Genomic DNA, 14,540 nt, shown 5'->3' with positions numbered 1-14,540 from the left:
TCTTAGTGGACAGGCAGCTTGCTCACGGAGACATGCTTGAGCAGGTCGGCCACCGAGGTCTGCATCGTGTCGGTGAACGGGGCCGGATACAGGCCCATGTACAGCACGGCCACGGCCAGCAGCACGAACATGAAGAATTCGCGCTTGTTAATGTCGCTCAGTTCGGCCACGTGCTCGTTGCCGATGGCGCCGAACACCACGCGCTTGACCATCCACAGCGAGTAGGCGGCGCCGAAGATCAGGGCGGTGGCGGCCAGGAAGCCGATCCAGAAGTCGAACTTGACGGCGCCCAGGATGACCATGAATTCGCCGACAAAGCCGGAGGTGGCCGGCAGGCCGCAGTTGGCCATCGAGAACAGCACGAAGAAGGCGGCGAACTTGGGCATGCGGTTGATCACGCCGCCGTAATCGGCGATCTGACGCGAGTGCATGCGGTCGTACAGCACGCCGATACACAGGAACATCGCGCCCGAGATGAAGCCGTGCGAGATCATCTGCACGATGGCGCCCTGCACGGCCATGTCGTTAAACACGAAGAAGCCGAGCGTCACGAAGCCCATGTGGGCGATCGACGAATAAGCGACCAGTTTCTTCATGTCGGCCTGCACCAGGGCGACCAGACCGATGTAGATGACGGCCACCAGCGAGATCGTGATGATGAAGCCCGACAGATAATGCGAAGCGTCCGGCACGATGGGCAGCGAGAAACGCAGGAAACCGTAGGCGCCCAGCTTCAGCATGATGGCGGCCAGCACCACCGAACCGCCGGTCGGCGCTTCCACGTGGGCGTCCGGCAGCCAGGTGTGCACCGGCCACATCGGCACCTTGACGGCAAAGGCCATCAGGAAGGCGAAGAAGATCGCAATCTGCTCGGGCATCGACAGCGGCAGCTTGTGCCAGGCCAGGATGTCGAAGGAGCCGTTGGCCTTGTTGTACAGGTAGATGATGGCGATCAGGGTCAGCAGCGAACCCATCAGGGTGTACAGGAAGAACTTGAAGGCCGCATACACGCGGTTCGGGCCGCCGTACACGCCGATGATGATGTACATCGGGATCAGGGTGGCTTCGAAGAACACGTAGAACAGCAGGCCGTCCATGGCCGAGAACACGCCGATCATCAGGCCGGACAGGATCAGGAAGCTGCCCATGTACTGGGCGATGCGCTCCTCGATCACCTGCCAGGCCGAGATCACCACGATCACCGTGATGAAGGCCGTCAGCGGGATGAACCACAGCGAGATACCGTCGATCCCGAGCGCGTAGAAGATGTTGAAGCGGCCGATCCAGGGCTGGGATTCGACGAACTGCATGCCGTGCGCGGCCTTGTCGAAGTTCTGGATCAGCGGCAGAGTCGGCAGCAGGCTGACCACCGCGCCCAGCAGCGACAGCAGGCGGGTGAAGCCGGGGTTTTCGTCGCGGCCCAGGGCCAGGACCAGCACGCCAAACAGGATCGGAGCCCAGATCGCAAGGCTCAGATACGGAGGAAAGTGGGAGATCATAGACTGCATCATTGTCGTTATCTTTGCGTCTGATTAAGCGTGCCAAAACGGCAGGAAATAGATCAGGAAGCCCAGGACACCGAGGATCATCACAAACGCGTAGTGATAGATGTAGCCGGTCTGCACCACCCGCACCACGCTCGCGAACCAGCCGACGAGCTTGGCGCTGCCATTGACGATCAGACCATCGATGAGGCCGCGATCGCCGACGTTCCACAGACCGCGGCCCAGCAGGCGGGCGCCGCCGGCGAACACGGTCTCGTTGAACTTATCCATGTAATACTTGTTGTCCAGCAGAGTATGGATCGGCTTGAGCGCCTTGTAGAAGGCTTCCGGCACTTTCGGGTTGACCATGTAGCAGTAGTAGGCTGCCACCACACCGGCCAGCGCCAGGAAGAACGGCACCGAGGTGAAGGCGTGGATGGCCATGGCCACCGGGCCGTGGAATTCTTCTTTCAGCTCGTGCATGGCGTGGTGGTTCTCACCGACGAAGATCACGTTCTTGAAGTAGTCGCCGAACAGCATCGGTTCGATCGTCAGGAAGCCGATGATCACCGAGGGGATGGCCAGCATCACCAGCGGGAACCAGACCACGAACGGCGACTCGTGCGGCTTCTGGCCCGGGGCCAGGCCGTGGTGGTGCTCGTCGTCATGGTGGTCGTCATGGCCATGGCCGTGGTCGTCGTGGGCCTTGCCGAAGCGCTCTTCCCCGTGGAACACCAGGAAGTACATGCGGAACGAGTAGAAGGCGGTCACGAACACGCCGGCCAGCACGGCGAAGTGGGCGAAGCCAGCGCCGGCGATGTGGGTGGCGGCGGTCGCTTCGATGATCGAATCCTTCGAGTAGAAACCCGACAGGAACGGGGTGCCGATCAGGGCCAGCGAGCCCAGCAGCGAAGTGATCCAGGTGATCGGCATGTACTTGCGCAGGCCGCCCATATTGCGGATGTCCTGGTCGTGGTGCATGCCGATGATGACCGAGCCGGCGCCGAGGAACAGCAGGGCCTTGAAGAAGGCGTGGGTCATCAGGTGGAACACGGCGATCGAGTAGGCCGAGCAGCCCAGGGCCACGGTCATGTAGCCGAGCTGGGACAGGGTCGAGTAGGCGACCACGCGCTTGATGTCGTTCTGGATGATGCCGAGGAAGCCCATGAACAGGGCCGTGATGGCGCCGATCACGATCACGAACGACAGCGCCGTGTCGGACAGCTCGAACAGGGGCGACATGCGCGCCACCATGAAGATACCGGCCGTCACCATGGTGGCGGCGTGGATCAGGGCCGAGATCGGGGTCGGGCCTTCCATCGAGTCGGGCAGCCAGACGTGCAGCGGGAACTGGGCCGATTTACCCATGGCGCCGATGAACAGGCAGATGCAGGCGGCCGTCAGCAGCGGCCAGCCGGTGGCCGGCACCACCAGGGTGGCCAGCAGCTCGCGCTTGGCGAACACTTCGTCGTAGTTCATGGAACCCGAGAAGGCCAGCAGCAGTCCAATACCCAGGATGAAGCCGAAGTCGCCGACGCGGTTGACCAGGAAGGCCTTCATATTGGCGAAAATCGCCGTCGGCCGCGTGTACCAGAAGCCGATCAGCAGATACGATACCAGGCCCACCGCTTCCCAGCCGAAGAACAGCTGCAGGAAGTTGTTGGACATCACCAGCATCAGCATCGAAAAGGTGAACAGCGAGATATACGAGAAGAAGCGGTTATAGCCTTCGTCCTCGGCCATGTAGCCGATGGTATAGATGTGCACCATCAGGGACACGAAGGTCACCACGCACATCATCATCGCCGTCAGGGCGTCGATCTTGAAGCCGACCTCGAGCTTCATGCCGGCCACGGTCATCCACTCGTACAGCGTGTGGTTGAACACGAAGCCCGGCGTGGCCATCACGTCCATCAAGGTCGATGCCGAGATCAGGAAGGCGACGAGCACACCGAGGATGGTGGCAGCGGTCGCGGTCTTACGACCGACGATGTTGCCAAGGAACTTGGTGCCAAGCAGGCCCGCCACTGCGGAGCCGGCCAGCGGCGCCAGGGGGACTGCCAAAAGGAGGTTAGGGTTAAGCCCAGCCATGATAAACCTTGTCGTTATTATCTTACCGATCCCGGTTAGCCTTGCAGGCTGTCCAGGTCTTCCACATTGATCGTGTCCAGGTTACGGAACAGGACCACCAGAATTGCCAGGCCAATGGCCGATTCGGCTGCCGCCACGGTCAGGATGAAGAACACGAAGATCTGCCCTGCCGCGTCACCGAGGTAATGCGAGAAGGCGATGAAGTTCATGTTCACGGCCAGCAGCATCAGCTCGATCGCCATCAGCAGCACGATGACGTTCTTGCGGTTCAAGAAAATACCGACCACCGAGATAGCGAACAGAATCGCCCCCAGGACCAGGTAATGCGCGAGCGAGAGGGTCATTGTGCGTTCTCCTTGGTGTCGGCGACGGGTTCGACATAGGCCTTCATCTTGACGATGCGCAGGCGGTCATTGCGCTTGACGCGCACGGCCTCGCCGAGGTCGACGTGTTTGGTGTCCTTGCGGCGGCGCAGGGTCAGGGCGACGGCGGCGATGATCGCCACCAGCAGCACCGAGCCGGCCACTTCAAACGCATACACATAGTCGCGGTAGAGCAGCAGGCCGAGCGACTTGGCCGAGCCGATATTGGCGCTGGCGGCGGCCGGCTGCTGTTCGAACGAGAGGAAGGATTTCCACAGCACGGCGGCCATTTCCAGCACGATCACCACGCCGATGGCGGTGGCCAGCGGCAGGTAATTCCAGAAGCCGGCGCGCAGCTTGTCGAGATCGATGTCGAGCATCATCACGACGAACAGGAACAGCACCATCACGGCGCCCACGTAGACGAGCACCAGCACGATCGAGAGGAACTCGGCCTTGAGCAGCATCCAGATGCCGGCCGCGTTGAAGAAGGCCAGCACCAGATACAGGGCCGCGTGCACCGGGTTGCGGGCGGTGATCACGCGCGTGGCGGCGGCGATCATGATCGCCGCGAACACGTAGAACAATACGGTTTTGAAGTCCATGTCTGTCTGCCCTTCTTAGCGGTACTTGGCGTCGGCCGCGCGGTTGGCCGCGATCTCGGCTTCGTAACGGTCGCCCACGGCCAGCAGCATCTCTTTCGTGTAGTAGAGATCGCCGCGCTTTTCGCCGTGGTATTCGAGCACGTGGGTTTCGACAATCGAGTCGACCGGGCAGGATTCTTCGCAGAAGCCGCAGAAGATGCACTTCGTCAGGTCGATGTCATAGCGCGTGGTACGGCGCGTGCCGTCCGCGCGCTGCTCCGATTCGATGGTGATGGCCATCGCCGGGCACACGGCTTCGCACAGTTTGCAGGCGATGCAGCGCTCTTCCCCGTTCGGGTAGCGGCGCAGCGCGTGCAGGCCGCGAAAACGCGGCGACTGCGGGGTTTTCTCTTCGGGGAATTCGACCGTGATCTTGCGCGCGAAGATGTAGCGCCCGGTCAGGGCCATTCCCTTGAACAGTTCGGTCAGCATCAGGCTGCCGAAGAAATCTTTAATTCGGTCCATGTCTTACTTCCAAATATTCCAGGGCGTTTGCATCCAGGTCGCGACGAAGACCAGGTAGGTCAGGGTCAGCGGGATAAACACTTTCCAGCCCAGGCGCATGATCTGGTCATAGCGGTAGCGCGGGAAGGTGGCGCGGGTCCAGATGAACAGCGACACCAGCAGGAAGGTCTTGACGAACAGCCAGAAGAAGCCGCCAAAGCCGCCGCCGAATTCGAGCACGGCCAGCGGGGCCGACCAGCCGCCGAGGAACATGATCGAACCGAGCACGCCGATCAGGATCATGTTGGCGTATTCGGCCAGGAAGAACAGCGCGTAGGACATGCCCGCGTATTCGACCATGTGGCCGCCGACGATCTCGGATTCGCCTTCCACCACGTCGAACGGGTGACGGTTACATTCGGCCAGGCCGGCCACCAGGTAGACGATGAAGACCGGCAGCAGCGGCAGCCAGTTCCACGACAGGAAATTGATGCCCTTGTCATAGAAGAAGCCATGCTGCTGGGACTGGGCGATCTCGATGAAGTTCAGCGAGCCCGACACCATCAGCACGATCACCAGCACGAAGCCCATCGCGATCTCATACGACACCATCTGGGCCGAAGCGCGCATGGCGCCGAGCAGCGAGTACTTGGAGTTGGACGACCAGCCGGCGATCACCAGGCCATACACCTCGACCGAGGCGATGGCCAGCAGCAGCAGCATGCCGGCGTTGACATTGGCGATCACCGCTTCCGGGCCGAAGGGCACGACCGACCAGCAGGCCAGGGCCGGCGCCAGGGCCAGCATCGGGCCGACGATGAACAGGGCCTTGTTGGAACGCTCGGGCAGCACGATCTCCTTGAAGATCATCTTGACGGCGTCGGCGATCGGCTGCAGCAGACCGGTCGGGCCGACGCGGTTCGGGCCCAGACGGATCTGGATCCAGCCGATGAACTTACGTTCCCACAGGGTCAGATAGGCGACGCAGCCGAGCAGCGGCAGCATGACGATCAGGATCTTGGCCAGGGCCCAGAAGAAGGGCCAGACGGCGCCGACATTGGCGCTGCCCCAGACATTGATGGATTGGATCATTTCAGGCAGCGCCATTTACGCACCCTCCCCTGCTTTTTCCACGCTGATCGGGCCAAACATGGCGCCCAGCGCAGCGGTCGAGGCGTGGGCGGCAGCCACACGCACGGTATTGGCCGCCAGGCCAGCGTCGATGGCCGCTTCCAGCACCACCGCGCCACTGCCCTGCACCACTTTGACTTTCTGGCCGGCCTGCACGCCCAGCTGGGCGGCCAGGGCGGCCGGCAGCACGGCTTTCGGCGCCTGGCCATCGGCCGTGCGCAGCAGCGGTTCGGCGCGGCGCGCGAGCGCGTCGGCGAAGTGGATCGGCACGTCGCCCAGGCGCTGCAGCGTGGCAGCGCCGGCACGGGCGGCGACCGGGGTCTGGCCGGCCGTGTTCGACAGCTTGGCCGACAGATCGCCGGCGCCGCCGAAGGCTTCCTGACGGATGTCCTCGGCCGTTTCGTACTCAAAGCCACTGAGGCCGAGCAGATTGCCGAGCACGCGCAGCACTTTCCAGGCCGGACGGGTTTCGCCGAGCGGCTTGACGGTGCCATTGAAGCTCTGGGCCTTGCCTTCGCAGTTGACGAAGGTGCCGGCGGTTTCCGCGAACGGGGCGATCGGCAGCAGCACGTCGGCATAGTCCATGCCATGCTTGAAGGCGGACATGGCCACGACCATGTCGGCGCCCTGCAGCGCGGCCAGGGCCTGCTGCGGGTTGTGGGCGTCGAGCTCGGGCTCGGCGTGCAGCAGCACATAGGCTTTCTTCGGTGCGCTGAACGGCACTTCGCTGTCGGTCGCGCCGACCAGATAGCCGCCCACGGTGTTGGCCGCTTCGGTCAGGTAGCCGAGCTTGGCGCCGGTCTGGGCGGCGATCCATTCGGCGGCCGCGTGCAGGCGGCTCCAGTCGGCATGGTGGGTCACGCTATTGCCCAGCAGGACAGCGGCGCCCTCCTCCGTGTTGAGCGAGGCGGCAATCGCCTGGGCGGCTGGCGAAGCGCTGATGCCCTCGAAACCGGCCGGTGCGGCCACGCCCTTGACGGCGGCCACGGCCACCACCACTTCGGACAGGGCGGCCAGCCAGTCGCTCGGCGCGGCGATCAGCTTGTTGTCGATGCGGATCAGCTGCTCATCGTCGGCCGCGCCCAGCAGCGACAGCTTGGCGCCGGCCTTGACGGCGGCGCGCAGGCGCACGGCCAGCAGCGGGTGATCTTTGCGCAGATTGGAGCCGATGATCAAGGCGCGCTTGAGCTTGCCCACTTCGGCGATCGGCATGCCGAGCCAGGGCGTGATGCCGGCCGGCGCGTCGGCGCTGCGCAGACGGAAGTCGACGTGGGACGAACCCAGGCCGCGCACCATCTTCTGCAGCAGATACAGTTCTTCGGCCGTGGCGTGGCCGGTCGCGTAGCCGGCGATCTTGTCGGCGCCGTGCTCGTGGCGGATATTGCGCAGGCCGTGGGCGACGTACTCGATGGCGGTCTGCCAGTCGGTCTCGATCCACTGATTGTCCTGCTTGATCATCGGCACGCTCAGACGCTCGGCCGAGTCCAGCGCTTCATACGAGAAGCGGTCCTTGTCCGAAATCCAGCATTCATTGATGTCTTCGTTCTCGAGCGGCAGCACGCGCTTGACCTTGCCGCCCTTGACCTGAACGATCAGGTTGGCGCCGAGGCCGTCGTGCGGCGAGACCGATTTGCGGCGCGACAGTTCCCAGGTACGGGCGCTGTAGCGGAAGGGCTTACTCGTGAGGGCGCCGACCGGGCACAGGTCGATCATATTGCCCGACACTTCGGAGTCGACCGTCTTGCCGACGAAGGCTGTGATTTCCGAGTGCTCGCCGCGGCCCAGCATGCCCAGTTCCATGACGCCGGCCACTTCCTGGCCGAAACGCACGCAACGCGTGCACTGGATGCAGCGGCTCATTTCCTGCATCGAGATCAGGGGACCGGCTTCCTTCGGGGCCACCACGCGCTTTTCTTCCTGATAGCGCGACTTGCTGCCGCCGTAGCCGACCGCCAGATCCTGCAGCTGGCATTCGCCGCCCTGATCGCAGATCGGGCAGTCGAGCGGGTGATTAATCAGCAGGAACTCCATCACGCTCTTCTGGGCGTGGACGGCCTTGTCCGAATGGGTCTTGACGACCATGCCGGCTGCGACCGGGGTGGCGCAGGCGGGCAGCGGTTTCGGGGCCTTCTCCACTTCCACGAGGCACATGCGGCAGTTGGCCGCAATCGACAGCTTCTTGTGGTAGCAGAAATGGGGGATATAGGTACCCAGCTTGTTGGCAGCATCCATCACCATGCTGCCCGGCGGGACCTCGACTTTTTTACCGTCTAGTTCAATTTCAACCATGAGATCGCTCTGGCTTAGAGATAAGCGGGCACGAGGCAATGCTTGTGCTCGATGTGATATGCAAATTCATCGCGGAAGTTCTTCACGAACGCGCGCACCGGCATCGCGGCGGCATCGCCGAGGGCGCAAATGGTGCGGCCCTGGATGTTGTCGGCGATCGAGTTCAGCATGTCGAGGTCTTCCGGACGGCCCTGGCCGTGTTCGATACGGTGCACCATGCGGTACAGCCAGCCCGTGCCTTCGCGGCAGGGCGTGCACTGGCCGCACGACTCTTCGTAGTAGAAGTAGGACAGGCGCTCGAGCGACTTGACCATGCAGCGCGTTTCATCCATGACGATGACGGCGCCCGAGCCCAGCATGGAGCCGGCCTTGGCGATCGAATCGTAGTCGAGATCGGTGTCCATCATGACTTCGCCGCGGATCACCGGGGCCGAGGAGCCACCGGGAATCACGGCCTTGATCTTCTTACCGTCGCGCATGCCGCCGGCCAGTTCGAGCAGGGTCGCGAACGGCGTGCCAAGCGGCACTTCGTAGTTGCCCGGACGCGCCACGTCACCCGAGATCGAGAAGATCTTGGTGCCGCCGTTGTTCGGTTTGCCGAGGGCCGCATAGGCCTCGCCGCCCATGTTCATGATGAACGGCACGGCGGCGAAGGTCTCGGTGTTGTTGATCGTGGTCGGCTTGCCGTACAGGCCGAACGAGGCCGGGAACGGCGGCTTGAAGCGCGGCTGGCCCTTCTTGCCTTCGAGCGATTCGAGCAGCGCGGTTTCTTCGCCGCAGATGTAGGCGCCGTAGCCGTGGTGGGCGTGCAGCTGGAAGCTGAACTCGCTGCCGAGGATGTTATTGCCCAGGAAGCCGGCGGCGCGCGCCTCTTCCAGCGCTTCCTCGAAACGCAGGTAGTCGGCGAAGATTTCGCCGTGGATGTAGTTGTAGCCGACCGTGATGCCCATCGCATAGGCGCCGATGGCCATGCCTTCGATCAGGGCGTGCGGGTTGTAGCGGATGATGTCGCGGTCCTTGAAGGTGCCCGGCTCGCCTTCGTCGGTATTGCAGACGAGGTATTTCTGGCCCGGGAACTGGCGCGGCATGAAGCTCCACTTGAGGCCCGTGGGGAAGCCGGCGCCGCCGCGGCCGCGCAGCGAGGAGGTCTTCAGTTCGGCGATGATCTGCTCCTGCGGAATTTTTTCCGTCAGGATGCGGCGCAGGGCCGCATAGCCGCCGCGCTGGACGTAGTCGGCCAGATGCCAGTTCTTGCCGTCGAGGCCGGCCAGGATCAGGGGTTTGATATGACGGTCGTGCAGCGAAGTCATTTCTTCAGTTCCTCCACGAGCGCGTCGAGTTTTTCATTGGTCATGAAGCTGTGCATCGTGTGGTTGTTCACCAGCAGCACCGGGGCATCGCCGCAGGCGCCCATGCATTCGCCCTCGAGCAGGGTGAACTGGCCGTCTTCGGTGGTTTCCTTGTAGTCGATGCCGAGCTTTTCTTTCAGATGGTGGGCCGCGCGCTCCCCGCCCGACAGGGCGCAGGGCAGATTGGTGCAGACCGTGATCTTGTGCTTGCCGCAGGGCTTGAGGTTGTACATGTTGTAGAAGGTGGCGACCTCCTGCACGGCGATGGCGGGCATGCCGAGGTAATCGGCGACGTCCTGCATCAGCTCGGGCGAGAGCCAGCCCTTCTCCACCTGCGCGATGCGCAGGGCCGACATACACGCCGACTGCTTCTGGTCGGGCGGATATTTAGCGACTTCCCGGTCGATCAGTTTGTAGGATGCTTCGGATAACAACATGGTGTGCCTCTGGGGTATCTGGCTTAGCGGTCGATTTCGCCGAACACGATGTCCTGCGTACCGATGATGGTGACGGCGTCCGCGATCATGTGGCCGCGCGCCATTTCGTCCAGGCTTGCCAGGTGGGCAAAGCCGGGGGCGCGGATCTTCAGACGATACGGTTTGTTTGCGCCGTCAGACACCAGGTAGATGCCGAACTCGCCTTTCGGATGCTCCACGGCGGCGTAGCACTCGCCGGCCGGCACGCGGAAACCTTCCGTGAACAGCTTGAAGTGGTGGATCAGCGCTTCCATGTTCGACTTCATGTCGACACGTTTCGGCGGCGCCACCTTGTGGTTGTCGGTCATGACCGGGCCCGGATTGGCCTTGAGCCAGGCGATACACTGCTGGATGATGCGGTTCGACTGGCGCATTTCTTCCACGCGCACCAGGTAACGGTCATACGAGTCGCCATTCACGCCGAGCGGAATGTCGAAGTCCATCTTGTCGTAGGCCGCATACGGCTGGTTTTTGCGCAGGTCCCAGGCGATGCCCGAGCCGCGCAGCATGGCGCCGGTAAAGCCCATGGCCTTGGCGTCTTCGGGCGTGACGACGCCGACGCCGACCGTCCGCTGCTTCCAGATGCGGTTGTCGGTCAGCAGGGTTTCGTACTCGTCGACGTATTTCGGGAAGCGCTTGGTGAAGTCTTCGAGGAAGTCGAGCACCGAGCCCTGGCGGTTTTCATTGAGGGCGTCGATCTGCTTCTTGTTCTTGATGATGGACGCCTTGTACTGCGGCATGGTGTCCGGCAGATCGCGGTAGACGCCGCCCGGACGGTAGTAGGCCGCGTGCATGCGCGCGCCCGACACCGCTTCGTACACGTCGAACAGGTCTTCGCGGTCGCGGAAGCAGTACAGCATCGGGCCCATGGCGCCGACGTCGAGGGCGTGACAGCCGAGCCACAGCAGGTGGTTCAGCAGACGCGTGACTTCGTCGAACATCGTGCGGATGTACTTGGCGCGCTCGGGGATCTCGATGCCCATCAGCTTCTCGATCGCCATCACATAGGCGTGCTCATTGCACATCATCGACACGTAGTCGAGCCGGTCCATGTAGGGCACCGACTGCAGGAAGGTGCGCGTTTCGGCCAGCTTTTCGGTAGCGCGGTGCAGCAGGCCGATATGCGGGTCGGCGCGCTGGATCACTTCACCGTCCAGTTCCAGCACCAGACGCAGCACACCGTGCGCGGCCGGGTGCTGCGGACCAAAGTTCAGAGTGTAATTCTTGATGTCAGCCATTTACTTGACCCCGTAGTTGTCTTCGCGGATCACGCGCGGCACGTTTTCGCGCGGTTCGATCGTCACGGGTTGATAGACCACACGGCCCTGCTCGGCGTCGTAGCGCATCTCGACATAGCCCGACACCGGGAAGTCTTTGCGGAACGGGTGGCCGATGAAGCCATAATCGGTAAGGATGCGGCGCAGGTCCGGGTGGCCCTCGAACAGAATGCCGTACAGGTCGAAGGCCTCGCGCTCGTACCAGTTGACCGAACGCCAGATGTCGACCACGGAAGCCACGATCGGCATCTCGTCGTCGGGGGCGAACACGCGCACGCGCAGACGCCAGTTATTGGCCACCGACAGCAGGTGCGAGACGGCGGCGAAACGCAGGCCGTCCCAGGCGCCATCGCCATAGGTCGCATAGTCGACGCCGCACAGGTCGATCAGCTGCTCGAATTTCAGGGCCGGATGATCGCGCAGGGTCTTCATGACCTCGAGATAATCGGCCGCCTTGACGGTCAGCGTGACTTCGCCCAGGGCCTGCACGAGCGACACGCGCTCGCCAAAGGTCTGGACGAGCGCGGCTTGCAGAGAGTCGAGTTTGGTGCTCATTGCTTGGCCCCCGATTGGCGGGCGATGGTATTGGTGCGCTTGATCTTGTTGTGCAGCTGCAGAATGCCGTACAGCAGAGCTTCAGCGGTCGGCGGGCAGCCCGGCACATAGATATCGACCGGCACGATGCGGTCGCAGCCGCGCACCACCGAGTACGAATAGTGGTAGTAGCCGCCGCCATTGGCGCAGGAACCCATCGAAATGACCCAGCGCGGCTCCGGCATCTGGTCGTAGACCTTGCGCAGGGCCGGGGCCATCTTGTTGCACAGGGTGCCGGCAACCACCATCACGTCGGACTGGCGCGGCGAGGGACGGAACAGGAAGCCGAAACGTTCCAGATCGTAGCGGGAAGCGCCGGCGTGGATCATTTCCACCGCACAGCAGGCGAGGCCGAACGTCATCGGATACATCGATCCGGTGCGGGCCCAGTTGATCAGCTTGTCAGCCGTCGTGGTGATGAAACCTTCGTTAAAAACGCCTTCAATAGACATGGCTTATTCCCAATCAAGGGCACCTTTCTTCCAGATGTACCAAAAGCCGACCACGAATTCGGCGATGAAGATCATCATCGTCACGTAGGCAGGCCAGCCGAGTTCGCGGAACGATACGCCCCACGGAAAGAAAAATGCCGTTTCCAGGTCGAACAAAATAAACAGGATGGCAATCAGGTAGTACCGCACGTCGAACTTCATGCGTGCGTCTTCAAAGGCCTCGAAACCGCACTCGTAGGCGGAATTCTTTTGCGCGTCAGGACGGTGCGGGCCGAGCAGGAAACCGATGACTTGGGGTGCGACGCCGACGCCAAGGCCGACGAGGATGAAGAGTAAGACCGGGAAATAGTTTTCGAGGTTCACGGTGTTGATAGCTTTCGTAGAACGGTCGGTGTAAAAACCGCACGGTCCTGGCTCAGCGTACCAACCAGGACCACACGGCTGATCCTCGTAAAAAAGCCAGCTTCAGGCTCTGCCCTTGCTGGCCTTTAGTTTTCTGCTGGTGCCGACGGCGAGACTCGAACTCGCACAGCTTGCGCCACTACCCCCTCAAGATAGCGTGTCTACCAATTTCACCACGTCGGCTAAGAGATCGCTATTTTAACCTGCCCTGCGCATCTGCACAATGCAGAAATTGCGCCGGAACAAGAAAAACGTAAAAAATCCCAACAAAAATGTGACTCAGCGCAGAACGGGAAACAGAACTGCTCAAGCTTTCAGCAAACTTACTTCGGAATCTCGGTCGTCGAGGCGGCCGGGGCCGAAGCAGCCGGCGCACCCGCCGGCGCGGCCGGTGCGGCCGGGGCCGTTTTGACGGCTTTTTCCATCACGCCCACGTCTTCCTTGGCGATGCGGTTGCTGCCGATCCAGGACAGGGCCAGGGTGGCGCTGAAGAAGATCACGGCCGAGACGGCGGTGGCCTTGGACATGAAGTTGGACGAGCCGCTGGCGCCGAACAGGGAGCCGGAAGCGCCCGAGCCGAAGGCCGCGCCCATGTCGGCGCCCTTGCCGTGCTGGAGCAGCACGAGGCCGATGATGGCCACGGCGGAAACGACTTGCAGAAGAACGATCAGGTTGAACAACGTGTTCATCAATTTTCCAATCTAAAGGTGAAATCAGGCAGCGTGAATGATAGCGAGGAAATCGGCGGCTTTCAGCGCAGCCCCGCCAATCAGGCCACCGTCGATGTCGGCTTGCGCCATCAGTTCGGCGGCATTGTCCGGCTTCATGCTGCCGCCGTAGAGGATACGGATGGCAGCGCCGGCCTCGGCTTGTTTATCCTGCAACTGGGCGCGCAGCTGAGCGTGCACTTCCTGGGCCATGGCCGGGGTGGCGGTCTTGCCGGTGCCGATCGCCCACACGGGCTCATAGGCGACGACGATGCGCGCCAGGCTGGCGGCGTCGAGCACGGCCAGCACGGCGGCCAGCTGCTCGCCGACCACGGCGGCCGTGCGGCCGGCCTCGCGCTCGGCCAGGGTCTCGCCGACGCAGACGATCGGGGTCAGGCCGGCGCCGAGGGCGGCCAGCACTTTCTGGGCCACCAGGGCATTCGATTCGCCATGGTAGGCGCGCCGCTCCGAGTGGCCGACGATGACGAAACGGCAACCCAGATCGGCCAGCATGGCGGCCGCCACTTCGCCCGTGTAGGCGCCGGCCGCATGGGCCGACACGTCCTGGGCGCCCCAGGCCAGGGCGGACCCGGCCAGGGCCTGTTCGCACTGGGCCAGATACGGTGCCGGCGCGCACACGGCGGCCTCGGCCCGGGCCGTGCCCAGACCGGCGACGATGCCGGCCAGCAGGCTGGCATTGGCGGCGCGGCTGCCATTCATTTTCCAGTTACCGACGACGAGTTTGCGACGCATAGGAGTCTCAGGATCAAATAACCCGCTATTGTACCCCCCGATCTCGGGCCGGGTCAAAAATTCGGGCGGAACCTGGGGCCGCCGG

General features: G+C 62.8%; 15 protein-coding genes and 1 tRNA gene. All 16 read right to left on the bottom strand.

Annotation, left to right across the window (positions count from 1 at the left end; all coding sequences use genetic code 11):
• Positions 1 to 2: 2 nt before the first annotated feature.
• Complete coding sequence (locus tag LZ005_RS02620) at positions 3 to 1,511, bottom strand: NADH-quinone oxidoreductase subunit M (RefSeq protein WP_237804387.1); 1,509 nt, start codon at positions 1,509 to 1,511, stop codon at positions 3 to 5.
• Positions 1,512 to 1,532: 21 nt separating this feature from the next.
• Positions 1,533 to 3,575 (bottom strand): NADH-quinone oxidoreductase subunit L, encoded by a 2,043-nt coding sequence (gene nuoL / locus LZ005_RS02615; RefSeq protein WP_237804385.1) that lies wholly within the window; start codon positions 3,573 to 3,575, stop codon positions 1,533 to 1,535.
• A gap of 35 nt (positions 3,576 to 3,610) precedes the next feature.
• Positions 3,611 to 3,919, bottom strand: coding sequence for an NADH-quinone oxidoreductase subunit NuoK (gene nuoK, locus LZ005_RS02610; RefSeq protein ID WP_237804383.1), 309 nt, complete (start codon positions 3,917 to 3,919; stop codon positions 3,611 to 3,613).
• On the bottom strand, positions 3,916 to 4,542 hold the full coding sequence (locus LZ005_RS02605) for an NADH-quinone oxidoreductase subunit J (RefSeq protein ID WP_237804381.1): 627 nt from the start codon (positions 4,540 to 4,542) through the stop codon (positions 3,916 to 3,918). The genes nuoK and LZ005_RS02605 overlap by 4 nt, the downstream gene beginning before the upstream one ends.
• A gap of 15 nt (positions 4,543 to 4,557) precedes the next feature.
• Positions 4,558 to 5,046 (bottom strand): NADH-quinone oxidoreductase subunit NuoI, encoded by a 489-nt coding sequence (nuoI, locus tag LZ005_RS02600; RefSeq protein WP_237804379.1) that lies wholly within the window; start codon positions 5,044 to 5,046, stop codon positions 4,558 to 4,560.
• Positions 5,047 to 5,049: 3 nt separating this feature from the next.
• Entirely contained in the window at positions 5,050 to 6,132 is a 1,083-nt protein-coding gene (nuoH, locus tag LZ005_RS02595; protein ID WP_237804377.1) for an NADH-quinone oxidoreductase subunit NuoH, read from the bottom strand.
• Positions 6,133 to 8,445: an NADH-quinone oxidoreductase subunit NuoG gene (nuoG, locus tag LZ005_RS02590; RefSeq protein ID WP_237804375.1), complete on the bottom strand. Its 2,313-nt coding sequence runs from the start codon at positions 8,443 to 8,445 to the stop codon at positions 6,133 to 6,135.
• A gap of 14 nt (positions 8,446 to 8,459) precedes the next feature.
• Positions 8,460 to 9,755, bottom strand: coding sequence for an NADH-quinone oxidoreductase subunit NuoF (nuoF, locus tag LZ005_RS02585; RefSeq protein WP_237804373.1), 1,296 nt, complete (start codon positions 9,753 to 9,755; stop codon positions 8,460 to 8,462).
• Complete coding sequence (nuoE, locus tag LZ005_RS02580; RefSeq protein WP_237804371.1) at positions 9,752 to 10,231, bottom strand: NADH-quinone oxidoreductase subunit NuoE; 480 nt, start codon at positions 10,229 to 10,231, stop codon at positions 9,752 to 9,754. The genes nuoF and nuoE overlap by 4 nt, the downstream gene beginning before the upstream one ends.
• Positions 10,232 to 10,254: 23 nt before the next feature.
• The gene (locus LZ005_RS02575; protein WP_237804369.1) at positions 10,255 to 11,508 is read right to left on the bottom strand and encodes an NADH-quinone oxidoreductase subunit D; all 1,254 of its coding nucleotides are present in this window, start codon (positions 11,506 to 11,508) and stop codon (positions 10,255 to 10,257) included.
• A complete protein-coding gene (locus LZ005_RS02570) occupies positions 11,509 to 12,102 on the bottom strand; it encodes an NADH-quinone oxidoreductase subunit C (protein WP_237804367.1) in 594 nt (197 codons plus the stop codon).
• Positions 12,099 to 12,593, bottom strand: coding sequence for an NADH-quinone oxidoreductase subunit B family protein (locus LZ005_RS02565; protein WP_237804365.1), 495 nt, complete (start codon positions 12,591 to 12,593; stop codon positions 12,099 to 12,101). Before LZ005_RS02565 ends, LZ005_RS02570 begins: the two co-directional genes overlap by 4 nt.
• Positions 12,594 to 12,596: 3 nt before the next feature.
• On the bottom strand, positions 12,597 to 12,956 hold the full coding sequence (locus tag LZ005_RS02560) for an NADH-quinone oxidoreductase subunit A (protein WP_237804363.1): 360 nt from the start codon (positions 12,954 to 12,956) through the stop codon (positions 12,597 to 12,599).
• A gap of 137 nt (positions 12,957 to 13,093) precedes the next feature.
• Positions 13,094 to 13,178, bottom strand: a tRNA-Leu gene (locus LZ005_RS02555).
• Between the two features lie 140 nt (positions 13,179 to 13,318).
• Positions 13,319 to 13,684, bottom strand: a complete 366-nt coding sequence (gene secG, locus LZ005_RS02550; RefSeq protein ID WP_237804361.1) for a preprotein translocase subunit SecG — start codon at positions 13,682 to 13,684, stop codon at positions 13,319 to 13,321.
• Positions 13,685 to 13,708: 24 nt separating this feature from the next.
• Positions 13,709 to 14,455 carry a triose-phosphate isomerase gene (gene tpiA, locus LZ005_RS02545; RefSeq protein WP_237804359.1) on the bottom strand — a complete coding sequence of 249 codons (747 nt, stop codon included), beginning with the start codon at positions 14,453 to 14,455 and terminating at the stop codon, positions 13,709 to 13,711.
• Positions 14,456 to 14,540 lie beyond the last annotated feature (85 nt).

Source organism: Massilia sp. TS11 (assembly GCF_022012445.1).
GTDB lineage: Bacteria > Pseudomonadota > Gammaproteobacteria > Burkholderiales > Burkholderiaceae_D > Telluria.
Note: the sequence above shows the minus strand (reverse complement) of the source record. Positions and strands in the feature narration are given on the sequence as shown.

What these genes read in the sequence shown, in the direction of transcription:
- LZ005_RS02570 (WP_237804367.1), bottom strand. Translation starts at nt 12,102, where the DNA reads ATGAGCACCAAACTCGACTCTCTGCAAGCCGCGCTCGTCCAGACCTTT.
- secG (WP_237804361.1), bottom strand. Translation starts at nt 13,684, where the DNA reads ATGAACACGTTGTTCAACCTGATCGTTCTTCTGCAAGTCGTTTCCGCC.
- LZ005_RS02565 (WP_237804365.1), bottom strand. Translation starts at nt 12,593, where the DNA reads ATGTCTATTGAAGGCGTTTTTAACGAAGGTTTCATCACCACGACGGCT.
- LZ005_RS02605 (WP_237804381.1), bottom strand. Translation starts at nt 4,542, where the DNA reads ATGGACTTCAAAACCGTATTGTTCTACGTGTTCGCGGCGATCATGATC.
- nuoH (WP_237804377.1), bottom strand. Translation starts at nt 6,132, where the DNA reads ATGGCGCTGCCTGAAATGATCCAATCCATCAATGTCTGGGGCAGCGCC.
- nuoF (WP_237804373.1), bottom strand. Translation starts at nt 9,755, where the DNA reads ATGACTTCGCTGCACGACCGTCATATCAAACCCCTGATCCTGGCCGGC.
- nuoL (WP_237804385.1), bottom strand. Translation starts at nt 3,575, where the DNA reads ATGGCTGGGCTTAACCCTAACCTCCTTTTGGCAGTCCCCCTGGCGCCG.
- LZ005_RS02620 (WP_237804387.1), bottom strand. Translation starts at nt 1,511, where the DNA reads ATGATGCAGTCTATGATCTCCCACTTTCCTCCGTATCTGAGCCTTGCG.
- LZ005_RS02575 (WP_237804369.1), bottom strand. Translation starts at nt 11,508, where the DNA reads ATGGCTGACATCAAGAATTACACTCTGAACTTTGGTCCGCAGCACCCG.
- tpiA (WP_237804359.1), bottom strand. Translation starts at nt 14,455, where the DNA reads ATGCGTCGCAAACTCGTCGTCGGTAACTGGAAAATGAATGGCAGCCGC.
- nuoE (WP_237804371.1), bottom strand. Translation starts at nt 10,231, where the DNA reads ATGTTGTTATCCGAAGCATCCTACAAACTGATCGACCGGGAAGTCGCT.
- nuoI (WP_237804379.1), bottom strand. Translation starts at nt 5,046, where the DNA reads ATGGACCGAATTAAAGATTTCTTCGGCAGCCTGATGCTGACCGAACTG.
- nuoK (WP_237804383.1), bottom strand. Translation starts at nt 3,919, where the DNA reads ATGACCCTCTCGCTCGCGCATTACCTGGTCCTGGGGGCGATTCTGTTC.
- nuoG (WP_237804375.1), bottom strand. Translation starts at nt 8,445, where the DNA reads ATGGTTGAAATTGAACTAGACGGTAAAAAAGTCGAGGTCCCGCCGGGC.